We start from the raw sequence: 14571 nt of genomic DNA, 5'->3' as shown, positions 1-14571 counted from the left end.
ACTGCAGCTTGCGAAACCCCGGCAAAACCGGAATTTCTCTTTCGTTGGTAGGCTCGATTGGACTCGAACCAACGACCCCCACCATGTCAAGGTGGTGCTCTAACCAGCTGAGCTACGAGCCTGAAGAAACGAGATTATATGGAGCCCCACACCGCTTGGCAAGTACTTTTATGCGCCGACTTTAAATATTGACTCACGAACTCGAACGCGTCCACGGTATGCCTCCACCAAGATGCACCGTCTCGCACATGTATCAACTCTTGCGCGATGCGCGCACCACACCCGTCACTTCACCGAGCAGCGTACAGGCGCGCTGAATCTGCGCGGCGCTCGACACCTCGACGGTGAATTGCATGAACGCAGCGTTACGGCGCGTCTGCGTCTTCACGCCGATCACGTTCATCTTTTCGCGCGCGAACACTTCGGAAATATCGCGCAGCAAGCCCTGCCGATCCGTCGCGTCGATCGAGAGATCGACCGGATAGACCGACTGGCCACGCCCGCTCATCACCTCGGCCGACCACGCCGTTTGCAACACGCGCTCGGGCGCGCGCTCGGCCATGCGCAGGAACGTCGCGCAATCGCTGCGGTGAATCGACATGCCTTTGCCGCGCGTGACAAAGCCGCAGATATCGTCGGGCGGAGCCGGCCGGCAACAGCGCGCGAGTTGCGTGAGCAACGCGTCGACACCGACCACCAGCACGCCGGTGGACGCGCCGCGCGCCACGCTCGCGCCGCTACTGCGCTTTTCGAACTGCTCGGGCGCCTCGACCACGGGCTCCGGCGGAGGCGCATCGTGCAGCGCCTGCTCGACGAGCCGCAAACTGAATTCTTCTTTGCCCACGACCGAGAACAGGTCGTCGGTGGTCTTGAATCCGAGCTTGGCCGCGAGCTGATCGAGATTGACCGACGTTTTGCCCTCGCGCTGCAAGGTCTTTTCGACCATCGCCCGGCCGCTCGCGATGTGCTCCTGCACTTCCACCGCGTTGAACCACGCACGCACTTTTTGCCGCGCGCGCGGACTTTGCAGATAGCCGAGTTGCGGGTTCAGCCAGTCGCGCGACGGACCGCCCTCCTTGACCGCAACGATCTCGACCGTCTGACCGTTCTGCAGCGCCGTGTTGAGCGGCACCATGGCGCCATCGACGCGTGCGCCACGGCACCGATGCCCCAGTTCGCTATGCAGGTGATACGCGAAGTCGACGGGCGTTGCGCCGTGCGGCAACGGAATCACCCGCGCCTGAGGCGTCAGCACGTAGATGTGGTCGTCGTCGAGCGTGGCCTGACGCAGTTGCTCCCACGGCTGCGCCGCGCGCTTCTCGCCGTGCTCGCCTTCGGAGACTTCGTCTTTCCACGCGAGCAATTGGCGCAGCCATGCAATCTTCTCGTCGTACTTCTCGTTGGCGGCGAACTGGCCGGCGTATCCGCGCGTGCCCGCTTCCTTGTAACGCCAGTGCGCGGCCACGCCGTATTCGGCGAACTGATGCATTTCCTGCGTACGTATCTGCACTTCGAAAGCGCGACCGTCGTCGCCGATCACGACCGTGTGCAGCGACTTGTAGCCGTTCGGCTTCGGCCGCGAGATGTAGTCGTCGAACTCTTTGGGCACCGGCTGCCACAGGTTGTGCACGATGCCGAGCACCGTGTAGCAATCCTTGATGTCCGGCACGATCACGCGAAATGCGCGCACGTCGTACAGCTCGGCGAAGTCCAGTTCCTTGCCGCGCATCTTGCGCCAGATGCTGTAGATGTGTTTCGGCCTGCCGCTCACCTCTGCGCGAATATGCGCAGCGGCCAATTCCCTTTGCAGGCGTTCGATAGCCTGCGCGACATAGCTTTCGCGTTCGACGCGTTTTTCGTCGAGCAGCTTGGCGATGCGCTTATAGGTAACCGGCTCTTCGAAGCGCAGCGCGAGATCCTCGAGCTCCCACTTCAGTTGCCAGATGCCCAGACGGTTGGCGAGCGGCGCGTAGATATCGAGCGTCTCGCGCGCCACGTCCGGCGAGGGGGTGATCTTCGCCGCCGCGTAGTAACGCAACGATTGCAGGCGCGACGCAAGCCGGATCAGCACCACCCGGATATCCTGCGCGAACGCGAGCAGCATCTTGCGCAGCGCCTCGACCTGCGCGCGCCGTGCGGCCTGGGCGTCGCGCCCGGCTTCGGGCATGGCATTCTGAGCGGCGCGCAAGCTCACCGTGCCAAGGCGCAGCAGCTTGCGCACGTCGCCGACCAGTTGCGCGACTTCTTCGCCGAAGTTGTCGGCGATCACGCGCTCCGGGTCTTGCAGATGCGGCGTCAGCGCAAACAGAGCCGCCGCCAGCACCGCCGGCGGATCGACGTTGAGCTTGCGCATGATCGACGCCGTACCGGCCGCGTGATCCGCCAGCATTTCGCCCGATGAGAGCCGCACCTCGCCCGCATGTTCACGCACGAACGCCATCGCCTCGTCGAAAGAAGGGAGGGGGTTCGGCGTGCTCGTAACGATTTCGGTATTCATGGTGCGATGGCCCACCGGGCCAAACGAATCAACGGAATTTCAACAACACATGACTGGCTTAGCTACGCTGCGCAGCAACCGCGACGACTTCGACGAGGCACTTCGGATTGGCGAGCTTCGCTTCGACGGTAGCGCGCGGCGGCGTGGCGCCTTGTGCGACCCACTCATCCCACACGGCGTTCATGCCGGCAAAATGCGCCATGTCCGAGATGAAGATCTGCACCGACAGCAAATGCGACTTGTCGCTGTTCACTTCGCCCAGCAAGCGGTCGATGTGGCCAAGCACTTCGCGCGTCTGGCCCGTGATGTCCTGATCCGCGTCTTCGGCGATCTGACCCGCGAGGTACACCGTACCGTTGTGAACGGCGATTTCCGAGAGGCGCTTGCCGACGTGGTGACGAATGACTGCCATGTAGGATCCTGAAGTTGGTTGAAAGTTGATCGGAGATGCGTTCCGCATCGCGCCCCGTCTCGGGACGCCGGGCGGAACTGCATATTATGACGCGTCAGCGGCCGGTCCGATAAAGAACTGCCTCGCAATGTCGATCTGATCGGCCGACAGGAACGCTGGCGCATGCCCGACGCCCGCAATCTCCACGCTCGACACAGCGCGTCCGGTCTCGACCGTCTTCGCGACGGTTTCACGCGAGAGCAAATCAGATTGCTCGCCGCGCACCACCAGCACGGGCCCCTGGAAAGCGGCCAGCGAATGCCAGAGCGCGGCCTCGCCGAGTTTGGCGGCTTCCTCAGTGGTTGCGGTGAAAGGCTGCGCGATACGCGGGTCGTAACGGAACAGCCACTTGCCGTCCTGTTCGTGCAGAAGCGGCGTGTTGATCTCGCGCCATTCTTCCGGCGTGAGTGGGCCGAAAGTCTGCGCGAGCAACGCGGCGTAGTCGATGCCTTGCTGCAGCGTTTCAAACTGCACGGGCTTGCCGAGATAGTCGCCGATGCGCTTCACCGCAGCCGGCTCCAGATGCGGACCGACGTCGTTCAACAACATCTTGCGAATCGGCGTTTCCGGCAGGCCGGCCAGCGCGAGTCCGATCAGGCCGCCCATCGAGGTGCCGAACCAATCGACCGTTTCGACATTCAGGCGGGCGATCAACGTGACCATGTCGGCGACGTATTGCGGCACGACATAGAAGTTGGGGTTGGCGAGCCACGATGACAAGCCCCGCCCGGCGACATCCGGACAAACCACGCGGTAAGTGCCGGCAAACTCTTCGGCCAGGCGGTCGAAATCGCGCCCTGAACGGGTCAGGCCGTGTACGCACAGCAGCACCCGCGGATTGGCCGGGTCGCCCCACTCCGTATAGGCGATGCGGTGCAAGCCGCCGGCGCTCGCGCACTGCACATAGCGTTGACGCGGCGCGGGCCGCCCGGCGGTGGAAACGGACGTGGTTGCGGTCATCTGGGTTCCTTGCAAAAGCGCTGCGGGTTCGGCCTGTGCGTAGCAGGATCGATAAGCATCCAATCTTCAAACGATTGTAAACCGCTTTGCCGCGCGGCAAGAGTCGGCGGGACGGCATAGGACAACTCAGAGCGGCTACGGGCCAGACAAACAAAAGCGGGCGAGACTCACGCCTCGCCCGCCTGGGAACCACTGTGCCGCCTCCTGCCGCGAGGGCAAGCCCAACGGCCTATCCAACAGCTGCAGACCGCTTCAGACGGCCTGACAACAGCCAGCCTTTCAGCTCACCGCGCTTACATCGAGCGGCGCACCCGTCTTCGCCTTGATTTCCTCGACGCTCACGCCCGGCGCCAGTTCCGTCACCTTCAGACCGTCTTCCGTGATTTCGATCACGCCGAGGTCGGTGATGATCTGATCCACCACACCCACGCCCGTGAGCGGCAGCGTGCATTCTTCGAGAATCTTGTGCTGGTCGCCCTTCGCGACGTGCTCCATCAGCACGACCACGCGCTTGACGCCCGCGACCAGATCCATCGCGCCGCCCATGCCCTTGATCATCTTGCCCGGGATCATCCAGTTGGCCAGATCGCCCTTCTTGCTGATCTGCATCGCGCCCAGAATCGCCAGGTTGATGTGGCCGCCGCGAATCATCGCGAACGAATCCGCCGACGAGAAAATCGACGAGCCCGGCAGCGTGGTCACCGTCTGCTTGCCGGCGTTGATGAGGTCGGCGTCCACTTCCTCTTCGGTCGGCGACGGGCCGATGCCGAGCAGGCCGTTTTCCGACTGCAGCCACACTTCGACGCCCGCCGGCACGTGATTGGCCACCAAAGTCGGCAAGCCGATGCCGAGGTTCACATAAAAGCCATCCTGCAATTCCTTCGCCGCGCGCGCGGCCATTTCGTCACGAGTCCATGCCATGATCAGTCTCCTTTCGCGCGGACGACGCGTTGTTCGATGCGTTTTTCCGGATGCGCATTGAGCACGATGCGCTGCACGAAGATGCCTGGCGTATGGATCGCGTCCGGATCGAGTTCGCCCACTTCGACGATTTCTTCCACTTCCGCGACGGTGATCTTGCCGGCCATCGCGCACATCGGGTTGAAGTTGCGCGCGGTGCGGCGGTAGATCAGGTTGCCCGACTTGTCGGCCTTCCACGCCTTGACCAGCGCGACGTCGGCCGTCAGCGAGTGTTCGAGCACGTAGTGGTTTTCGCCGAACTGGCGGGTTTCCTTGCCTTCGGCGATCAGCGTGCCGTAGCCGGTATTGGTGAAGAACGCCGGAATGCCCGAACCGCCCGCGCGCAGCTTCTCGGCGAGCGTGCCTTGCGGCGTGAATTCGAGCTCGAGTTCGCCGGCCAGATACTGGCGTTCGAACTCCTTGTTCTCGCCGACATACGAAGAGATCATCTTCTTGACCTGACGCGTTTCGAGCAGCAGACCGAGGCCGAAACCGTCGACGCCCGCGTTGTTGCTGATGCAGGTGATGCCCTGCACCTTCGAATCGCGCAGCGCGCCGATCAGCGCCTCAGGAATGCCGCACAGCCCAAAGCCGCCGACGGCAAACGTCTGCCCGTCCTTGACGATGTCTTTCAGCGCCTCGGCGGCGCCTGGATAGACTTTGTTCATCAGTTTGTCCCTTCCTTTATGGAAACCCGAATCCGGATCTTTACAGCCCGTATGACGTTCCGCGGGCTCGAGCCCGACACGTCATTCTAGTCATCCCCGGCGGCCTGTGCGGTCAGGTTTCCCTGCACGCCGCGCAAACGCCCGCCGCGGACGGCTTGGCCGCGTTATCGTGTGGTCCAAAGAGTACGCTGCGCGCGCCATGCGGCACAATACGCAAAAATACATAAGTACTTGCCGCCAGCCCATGCCCGCACTGGATTACCAAACCGCGTTCCACCTCGCTCCGATCGGACTCGTGCTGTCGCGCGAACGGACTATCGAAGACTGCAATGACGAACTCGCGTCGATTTTCGGCTGCACGCGCGAGTCGCTGCTCGGCCAGTCGTTCCAGGTGCTGTATCCGTCCACAGATGAATTCGAGCGGATCGGCGCGCGGATTCCGCCGATCATGACTGCACAAGGCAGTTATGCGGACGACCGCATCATGAAGCGGGCCAACGGCGAACTGTTCTGGTGCCACGTGACGGGCCGCGCGCAGGAACGCGCCGACGCGCACGCCGCGGGCGTCTGGACCTTCGAGGACTTGAGCGCGACGCGGCGCGTGGCGGTCGAACTGACACCGCGCGAGCGCGAAATCGCCGCGCAACTGGTGACGGGGAAAACCAGCAAGCAGATCGGCCGCGTGCTGGATATCAGCCCGCGCACGGTGGATGTCTACCGGGCGCGGCTGATGCGTAAATACGATACGGGTAACGCGACGGAGCTATTGCAGCGCCTGCTCGGGCATTGAAAAGAGGCGCTGACGGATGCGCGCCGGGATTCGCGCTATCGCCGCTCAGGCCGCCTTGACCAAAACAGCGCGCTCGATGGTCGCACGCAGCAGATCAGGCACGGGCACCGACTTGCCGGCCGCGTAATCGATCCATACGCAGCGCGCTGCGCCGCGGGCATACACGGTGTTCGGGTCATCCGCTCGCACGAGTTCGAACCCCGTGTCGAAGCTGCTGCGGCCGGGCGTGGCCACGGTCATCCGGCCGATCACGTCGCCGGGATAATGCAGTTGCTTGAGAAACTCCATCGACGCATTGACGATCACCGGCCCCTGTCCGTCGGCATTGCTGCCGGCCAGACCCAACTGCTCGAACCAGGAAATCCGCACCTGCTCCATGTAGCGGAAATAGACCGTGTTGTTCACATGGCCGAAGGCGTCCATGTCGCCCCAGCGGATCGGCATCGACATCTCAAAAACAGCGTGAAAATCGCTCATCGTACTTCTTTATCGGGTTGAAACGAGGTTGAAGCCGGTACGCAGGCCGGCACAGAGAGAAACAGCAACATAGCGTGCGCGCTCATGAGGCGCCAAGGCCAGAGCGCGTAAAACAGTTTCTTCGAACGGGCGCTAATCCGGCCCGCGCGGCTAGCACTGCGTGGGCGGCAGCGCCGGTTTGCGCTCAGGAGAGCCCGAATCCATCATCGGCCGCAATCACCGAGCCGTTGATGAACTGCGATTCGTCGGCCGCCAGCAGCAGCAGGAGCCCGTCCAGGTCGTCCGGCTTGCCGACACGATGGCGCGGCAGCATCGACACGAGCTTTTGCCCTTGCTCCGTCGACCAGTGGTGATGGTTGATCTCGGTGTCGATATAGCCCGGGCAGATCGCGTTCACGTTGATGCCGTGCTTGCCCCACTCCAGCGCCATGGCTTTGGTCATATGCACGACGGCCGCCTTGCTGATCGCGTACAGGCCGATCTGCGGCAATACGCGCAAGCCCGCCATAGACGCGATATTGATGATCCGGTACGACGGTTTCTGCGCGCTGTTGCCGCGCATGATCATGCGTTTGGCGACTTCCTGCGCGACGAAAAACGCGCCGCGTGTGTTGGTATCGAACACATATTCGAAGTCGGCGGGCGTGACCTCGGAGAGCTTTTGCGTGGTGGACACGCCCGAATTGTTCACCAGGATGTCGATCGTGCCAGCCTCGGTTTCCGCATGCGCGACGGCCGACTTGATGCTCTGATAATCGGTCACGTCGAGTGACACGACGTGGGCCGCGCCACCGGACGCCTCGATCTCGGCGCGCAATTCCTTCAGACGCTCGGTTCGCCGGCTCGCCAGCACGACCTTGGCGCCCGCTTGCGACAACACTTGAGCAAAGCGCTTTCCCAACCCGCTCGAGGCGCCTGTGATTAGCGCAACCTTGCCTTCCAGATTAATCGAACGGCCCATTGTCGTTCCTTGTTCGGTTGTTATTACAGATGCGGTTGACAGGTGCGGTAAGACCGTCAAAAGCAGGCCGATACCGTATCACGTAAATAGAACGATCGTGCTAATGTCTGCTCATCTGGTTGCAGTGCGGGAGTGCATCGCCCACAATACGAACCCGAAAAAAGCATTCTAACGGTAAGAGGAGCATCAATGACCCCCGCAAGTCTCATTGAGCAGTACGGCCCGCGCGAGTCGATGGAATACGACGTCGTGATCGTCGGCGGCGGCCCGGCCGGCCTGTCCGCGGCGATTCGCCTGAAGCAGCTGGCGGCGGAAAAAGGCGTCGAGATTGGCGTGTGCGTACTGGAAAAAGGCTCGGAGATCGGGGCGCATATTCTCTCGGGCGCGGTCATGGATCCACGCGCCATGACCGAGCTGATTCCGGACTGGAAAGAAAAAGGCGCACCGCTGACCGTGGATGTGACCGAAGACAAGTTCCTGTTCCTGACCGAAACCGGTTCGAAGAGCGTGCCGGTCTGGGCGCTGCCGGATAATTTCAAGAATCACGGCAATTACGTGATCAGCCTCGCGAATGTGACGCGCTGGCTGGGTCAGCAGGCCGAGGCGCTGGGCGTGGAGATTTTCCCGGGCTTTCCTGCGGCTGAGATCCTTTATAACGACGACGGTTCGGTCAAAGGCGTCGCGACCGGCAACCTGGGCATCGGCAAGGATGGTGAACCGACCGAGAACTTCCAGCTCGGCATGGAGCTGCACGCGAAGTACACGCTGTTCTGTGAGGGCGCGCGTGGGCATCTTGGCCGTCAACTGAACGATAAATTCAAGCTGCGCGAAGGCGTCGATCCGCAGGTCTACGGTATCGGCATCAAGGAACTGTGGGAGATCGATCCGTCGAAGCACAAGCCGGGTCTCGTGATGCACACCGCCGGCTGGCCGCTGGAGAACGACACGTACGGTGGCTCGTTCCTCTATCACATGGACAACAACCAGGTGGTGGTGGGTTTTGTGGTCGGACTTGGTTACACGAATCCGTACCTGTCGCCGTTCGAGGAATTCCAGCGCTACAAGACACATCCGGCAATCCGCGCGGTGCTCGAAGGTGGCAAGCGGGTGTCGTACGGCGCACGGGCGATCACGGCCGGTGGCCTCATGTCGCTGCCGAAATTGGTGTTCCCGGGCGGTGCAATGGTCGGCGACGACGCGGGCTTCCTGAACGCATCGCGGATCAAGGGCTCGCATGCAGCGATCAAGACCGGCATGCTGGCCGCCGACGCCGCATTTGAAGCCGTGCAGGCCGGACGCACCAGCGATGAACTCACCGCCTATCCGGAGAGCTTCAAGACCTCGTGGCTGCATACCGAACTGCATCGTGCGCGCAACTTCAAGCAGTGGATGAGCAAGGGCCTCTACCTCGGCACGCTGATGGTGGGCATCGAGCAGAAGCTGCTGGGCGGCAATGTGCCGTGGACGCTGCATCACCAGCACTCGGATCACGAGATGCTGAAGCCGGCTTCGCAATGCAAGCCGATCGTCTATCCGAAGCCCGATGGCAAGCTGACGTTTGACCGGCTCTCTTCAGTGTTCATCTCGAACACGAACCACGAAGAGAACCAGCCCGCTCACCTGACACTGAAAGACCCTTCGGTGCCAGTGAACGTGAACTGGCAGACCTACGCCGGCCCGGAGTCACGTTACTGTCCGGCAGCAGTGTATGAGTTTGTGAAGAACGACGACAACACCGAGCGCCTGGTGATCAACGCGCAGAACTGCGTGCACTGCAAGACCTGCGATATCAAGGACCCGACGCAGAACATCGTGTGGGTGACGCCCGAAGGCGGCGGCGGTCCGAACTATCCGAACATGTAATTCATGCTTCACCTGCCTTCGCAACGCCGGATTCTTAATGACGGCGCTGTGAAGGCAGAACCAGTCAGCTCCGCCCCACCGCTTCAATCCGCTCCCGCACTTTCGCCACGACCGGCGCCCAGTCGCCAACGCGCGGTTGTCGAACCAGTTCAATCGAATCGTACCAGGCCGTCAGCGGCGACTCATCGCCCCAGAACCACGCGGAAACGTGATCGATCATCAGGCAGGTCGGCACACCGAGCGCCCCCGCCAGATGCGCGGGCCCGCTATCGATCGTAACGACCAGATCCAGATTCGCCAGCAACGCAGCGACATCGTCGAAGCCGGACTGAAAATGATGCGTCAGATCGACGACGTCGAGACCCTTGGCGCGCCACTGTGCAACCGTCTCTCCGCGCCCCGGCGACAAAGCAAAATAGCTCACGTCCGGCACGTTCAACAGAGGTTCGATTTGCTCGACGGGCACTGAACGCCGCATGTCGCGGATATGGTCCGGATTGCCGTTCCACACCAGCCCGACCTTGCGACTGCCGCGCCGCGCCGCCGTGTGCGCTTCGACTTGTTCGCGCCACGCCTGCTCACGCGCAGGGTCAGCGCTCAGATACGGTGCGCCCCATCCCGCTGCGTCGACAATGCCGAGCCGCAGCGGCAAGCTCATCAGTCCGCAGTGAAAATCGGGCTGCGTTTCCAGACTCGTTTCGAGCGGCAAATCCACTGGCAACATGCGTTCGAACAAATGCCGCAACGGACCGTCGTGACCGAAAATCACCCGGCCGCCCTCGCGTCGCGCCCGTTCGGCCAGCATTGGCAGAAAGCGCACTGCCCAGAGACAATCGCCATTGCCCTGCTCGCCATAAACCACCAACCCCTTGCCGGCAAGCGATTCACCCTGCCAGGGCGCGCTGATGGCGGCGAGCGCCTGCTGGGCGTTGTTCAGTTCGCTGCCAGCAAACACGACGCGCGATTCGTAACGCGTCCAACCCTCCGCAAATCGCCCGCTGCGGATCTCGAGTTCCGATAGATCGAACAACGCATGGGCGTTCTGCGGCGAGAGCATCAGGACTTGCCGGAGCAACGCCTCGGCCTCGGCAAAGCGCGCCTGCTCCTTGATACACAACGCCAGCTTATGCAGCGCGACTGGATTGCCGGGCACGACGCGCACGGCTTCGCGCAACAGCGCCTCGGCGGTGGCGAAGTCGTCGCGCTGCTGCACGGCCGCCGCGCGCCAGATCAGCGCGTTGGCGTCTTCGGCATGGTGCGAGAGGAGCAGCCCGGTGGCGGACTCGACCAGCGCCCAATCGCGCAGCACGAAGGCGGTCTGCGCAATCGTATGCAGCAGCGTGGGTTCGCAGGAAGAATCGAGTTGGTATGCGCGCACCAGCGCAGCAAGCGCCTCGCGCTGACTCGCCTTGTCGCCCCCGGCGTGTTGCAGCAGTGCCTGGCCGAACGTGAAGCAGTCAACGGCCACGGCGTTGGGCGCGGCGGCACGCGCGCGTAGATCCGCGAGACGGCTTGCTGCCGGCTCGGCGCTGAAATCAGTCATGAGAGACGACACTGCCCGCGTAGAACCAATACAGATACGTTCGACGCAGACGCGTTACGGCGCGCTCGCCGCGATCTTCGGCGTGCTGACGGATACGTCGCCGCATTGCGCGCGATGGCGCAGCGCATGATCGATCAGCACCAGCGCGAGCATCGATTCGGCAATCGGCGTGGCGCGAATCCCGACGCACGGGTCATGCCGCCCGAACGTTTCGACGACAACCGGTTGCCCCGCCTTGTCGATCGAGCGGCGCGGCGTGCGAATGCTCGAAGTCGGCTTGATCGCAATCGACACCGTGATGTCCTGCCCGGTCGAAATGCCGCCGAGCACGCCGCCCGCATGATTGCCGACGAAGCCCTCCGGCGTCAATTCGTCGCCATGCACTGAGCCGCGCTGCGCCACGCTCGCAAAGCCCGCGCCGATCTCGACGCCCTTCACCGCGTTGATGCCCATCATGGCGTGCGCAATGTCGGCGTCGAGACGGTCGAACAGCGGCTCGCCGAGACCGACCGGCACGCCGGACGCCACGACATTGATGCGCGCGCCGATCGAGTCGCCATCTTTGCGCAGCGCGTCCATATACGCCTCAAGTTGCGGCACGATCTCCGCATTGGGCACGAAGAACGGGTTCTCGCGCACCTGCGCCCAGTCGACGAACGGCACGTCGATTTCACCGAGCGCGGCCATATAGCCGCGAATCTCGGTGCCGAACTTCTCGCGCAGCCACTTCTTGGCGACCGCGCCCGCGGCCACCGTGGGCGCCGTGAGGCGAGCCGACGAACGGCCACCGCCGCGATAGTCGCGGATGCCGTATTTCTGCCAGTAGGTGTAGTCGGCGTGGCCCGGCCGGAAAGTGTCGGCAATGTTGCCGTAGTCTTTGCTGCGCTGGTCCGTGTTGCGGATCAGGAGCGCGATAGGCGCGCCGGTGGTCTGGCCTTCGAACACGCCCGACAGGATCTCGACCTTGTCTTCTTCCTGACGCTGCGTGACGTGTCGCGACGTGCCGGGCTTGCGACGGTCGAGCTCCAGTTGAATGTCGGCTTCGTTGAGCGCCATGCCCGGCGGGCAGCCGTCGATCACGCAGCCGATAGCGGGACCGTGCGATTCGCCGAAGGTCGTGACAGTGAAAAGCGTACCGAGCGTGTTGCCGGACATGGGCGTCGTCCAAAGAAATGCGGGGAAAACGCTATTATGCCAGCCCCGTGGCAAGCGGACCGCGTCGTGCAACGGTTCTGGCCGATCGGCCAGGGTACGTCTGGTCCCGCTGCGTCGCTCACCTTGTCGGCGCACACCTTTGGCGCGACTGGGGATTCATCCGCGATACCGCGCGCCGATTAGCCGTTCACCCAACTAGGCGGCGCGCAAAACGCCGCCATGCGGAAATGTCTGCTTCGGGAGCGCACACCGCCTGCCCGGCAAGCAGTGCCTGTTCCTACTACTTCCGCGCCCCGCGCAATTCGGTGACGATCTGCTGCAGGTTCTCCGGCGTCGCCTGCGCCGGATCGAGCGGCTCACCCACTGCCAGCGTCAGACGGCTCATGACGCCCTTCTGGATCGGCCGCGGCCAGCGCGCGTCGTCCGCGCGCGAAAACACGCTGCCCCACAATCCGCGCAGCGCCATGGGGATGACCGGCGCCGGCGTGCGCCGGATGATCTCGGTCAGGCCATGCCGGAACGGATTCATCTCGCCGGTTTTGGTGAGCTTGCCTTCCGGAAAGATGCAAACCAGATCGCCCTCGGCCAGCGCCTGCGCGCAGCGCTCGTAGGCTCGCGTCAGCAACTGCGCGTCCTGATGCGCCGGCGCGATCGGAATCGCTTTCGCGTGACGGAACACCCAGCCGGCGAACGGCGTCCTGAAGATCTGATGGTCCATCACGAAACGGATCGGGCGCGGACTCTCGGCCATGATGACGATCGCGTCAACGAAGCTCACGTGGTTGCACACGAGTACGGCCGCTCCCTCCTCCGGAATCCGCTCGGCATGCACGAGGCGAATTCGGTAGAACGTGTGCACCAGCACCCACGCGATAAAGCGCAGCAGGAACTCGGGCACGAGCGAATAGATGTAGGTCGCCACCACGATGTTCAGCAGCGCGGTAACGAGAAAAATCGCCGGAATGCCGAAGCCTGCCGCGGTCAACGCCATGGCCATCAGCGACGAAACGATCATGAACAGCGAATTCAGAATGTTGTTCGCGGCAATGATTCGCGCCCGGTGGCTCGGCTGGCTGCGGCTCTGGATCAGCGCATACAGCGGTACGCTGTAGAAGCCGCCGAACATGGCGAGCAGGAAGAGATCAGCCAGCACGCGCCAGTGGGCGGGCCGCACGATGAATTCACCGACGCTCAACAGATGGCCCGCGGGCGGCAGCGCATGGCTCGCGAAAAACAGATCGATCGCGAACACGCTCATGCCGATCGAGCCGAGCGGCACGAGGCCGATTTCGATACGCCGCTTCGAGAGTTTCTCGCACATCAGCGAGCCGAGGCCAATGCCGATCGAAAACGTGCCGAGCAGCACGGTCACCACATCCGGATCGGCGGACAGAACGTTTTTCGCAAAACTGAAAAACGACGACAGGAAGATCGCGCCCACGAACCACAGCCAGGAGATCCCCAGCAGACTCAAAAACACGGTCCGGTTTTCGCGCGCCAGCTTCAGGTTGCGCCACGTCTCGCTGACCGGATTCCAGTTGATGCGCAGATCGGCTTGCGGCGCCGGCGTGAGCGGCACGAAGCTCGACACCACGCGCCCCACCAGCGCGATCGTGACGCAGGCGCCGGCCAGCACCACCGCGCCGTGCTCGACGAAACCGGCGCCCACCCCGCCTACAATCGTACCGATCAGGATCGCCACGAAGGTGCCCATTTCGACCATGCCGTTGCCGCCAACCAGCTCCGAACTCGACAGATGCTGCGGCAGGTATGAGTATTTGACCGGGCCGAACACGGTCGAATGGACGCCCATCAGAAATGTGCACAGGTACAGAAGCGGCGCGCTATGCAGCCAGAAACCCGCGCCGCCGATCAGCATCACCACGATTTCGAAACTCTTGACGAAACGCGTGAGCATTGCCTTGTCGTACTTGTCGGCAATCTGCCCGGAGGTGGCCGATAGCAGCACGAACGGCAGGATGAAGATGGCCGAAATCAGGAACGCCGCCGTTTTCGGATCGACGCCCGAAAAGCGCGCCGCCTGGTAGGTGACGAGCGACGTGAAGCCGATCTTGAAGACGTTGTCGTTCATCGCGCCGAGGAACTGGGTCCAGAAAAACGGCGCGAAACGGCGCTCCCCGAGCAGCCGGAACTGGGAGTCGTGACCCTCGGGTCGACGGGCGGAGCGGCGGGCAGCAGGTAACGGACGATCGCTCATGAAGTTCGGCAAGCAGGCTGGAGAGCAA

Annotated in this window: 12 protein-coding genes and 1 tRNA gene; 2 read left to right on the top strand and 11 right to left on the bottom strand. The window is 62.9% G+C overall.

Annotated elements, in window-relative coordinates:
* Positions 1–45: 45 nt before the first annotated feature.
* From AC57B1_RS36105 to AC57B1_RS36080, 6 genes are all read right to left on the bottom strand, one after another.
* Positions 46–122, bottom strand: a tRNA-Val gene (locus AC57B1_RS36105).
* Between the two features lie 131 nt (positions 123–253).
* Positions 254–2497: a RelA/SpoT family protein gene (locus AC57B1_RS36100; protein WP_408347251.1), complete on the bottom strand. Its 2244-nt coding sequence runs from the start codon at positions 2495–2497 to the stop codon at positions 254–256.
* 58 nt (positions 2498–2555) lie between these two features.
* The gene (locus AC57B1_RS36095; protein WP_091792683.1) at positions 2556–2909 is read right to left on the bottom strand and encodes a RidA family protein; all 354 of its coding nucleotides are present in this window, start codon (positions 2907–2909) and stop codon (positions 2556–2558) included.
* A gap of 84 nt (positions 2910–2993) precedes the next feature.
* On the bottom strand, positions 2994–3908 hold the full coding sequence (locus AC57B1_RS36090) for an alpha/beta fold hydrolase (RefSeq protein ID WP_496420077.1): 915 nt from the start codon (positions 3906–3908) through the stop codon (positions 2994–2996).
* Positions 3909–4187: 279 nt separating this feature from the next.
* The gene (locus AC57B1_RS36085; protein WP_007181111.1) at positions 4188–4829 is read right to left on the bottom strand and encodes a CoA transferase subunit B; all 642 of its coding nucleotides are present in this window, start codon (positions 4827–4829) and stop codon (positions 4188–4190) included.
* A 2-nt stretch (positions 4830–4831) separates the two neighbouring features.
* Complete coding sequence (locus tag AC57B1_RS36080; protein ID WP_028200192.1) at positions 4832–5536, bottom strand: CoA transferase subunit A; 705 nt, start codon at positions 5534–5536, stop codon at positions 4832–4834.
* Between the two features lie 244 nt (positions 5537–5780).
* On the opposite strand from AC57B1_RS36080, the gene AC57B1_RS36075 reads away from it, so the two are divergent.
* Positions 5781–6326: a LuxR C-terminal-related transcriptional regulator gene (locus AC57B1_RS36075; protein WP_408185789.1), complete on the top strand. Its 546-nt coding sequence runs from the start codon at positions 5781–5783 to the stop codon at positions 6324–6326.
* A gap of 45 nt (positions 6327–6371) precedes the next feature.
* On the opposite strand, the gene AC57B1_RS36070 is transcribed toward AC57B1_RS36075, so the two are convergent.
* The gene (locus tag AC57B1_RS36070; protein ID WP_091792679.1) at positions 6372–6803 is read right to left on the bottom strand and encodes an acyl-CoA thioesterase; all 432 of its coding nucleotides are present in this window, start codon (positions 6801–6803) and stop codon (positions 6372–6374) included.
* Positions 6804–6987: 184 nt separating this feature from the next.
* Positions 6988–7764, bottom strand: coding sequence for an SDR family oxidoreductase (locus tag AC57B1_RS36065; protein WP_091792678.1), 777 nt, complete (start codon positions 7762–7764; stop codon positions 6988–6990).
* Positions 7765–7953: 189 nt separating this feature from the next.
* On the opposite strand from AC57B1_RS36065, the gene AC57B1_RS36060 reads away from it, so the two are divergent.
* Positions 7954–9627, top strand: coding sequence for an electron transfer flavoprotein-ubiquinone oxidoreductase (locus AC57B1_RS36060; RefSeq protein WP_496420076.1), 1674 nt, complete (start codon positions 7954–7956; stop codon positions 9625–9627).
* Between the two features lie 64 nt (positions 9628–9691).
* Here the strand turns inward: AC57B1_RS36060 and AC57B1_RS36055 are convergent, their stop codons facing one another.
* From AC57B1_RS36055 to AC57B1_RS36045, 3 genes are all read right to left on the bottom strand, one after another.
* Positions 9692–11170 (bottom strand): tetratricopeptide repeat protein, encoded by a 1479-nt coding sequence (locus AC57B1_RS36055; protein WP_496420075.1) that lies wholly within the window; start codon positions 11168–11170, stop codon positions 9692–9694.
* 54 nt (positions 11171–11224) lie between these two features.
* Positions 11225–12325: a chorismate synthase gene (aroC, locus tag AC57B1_RS36050; protein WP_091792675.1), complete on the bottom strand. Its 1101-nt coding sequence runs from the start codon at positions 12323–12325 to the stop codon at positions 11225–11227.
* 280 nt (positions 12326–12605) lie between these two features.
* Positions 12606–14543 carry an MFS transporter gene (locus AC57B1_RS36045; protein WP_496420074.1) on the bottom strand — a complete coding sequence of 646 codons (1938 nt, stop codon included), beginning with the start codon at positions 14541–14543 and terminating at the stop codon, positions 12606–12608.
* Between the last annotated feature and the right edge of the window lie 28 nt (positions 14544–14571).

Source organism: Paraburkholderia sp. BGA-UO-ETr-F21, assembly GCF_059567925.1.
The sequence above is the reverse complement of the archived record's forward strand: the minus strand, read 5'-3'. Positions and strand labels throughout refer to the sequence as shown.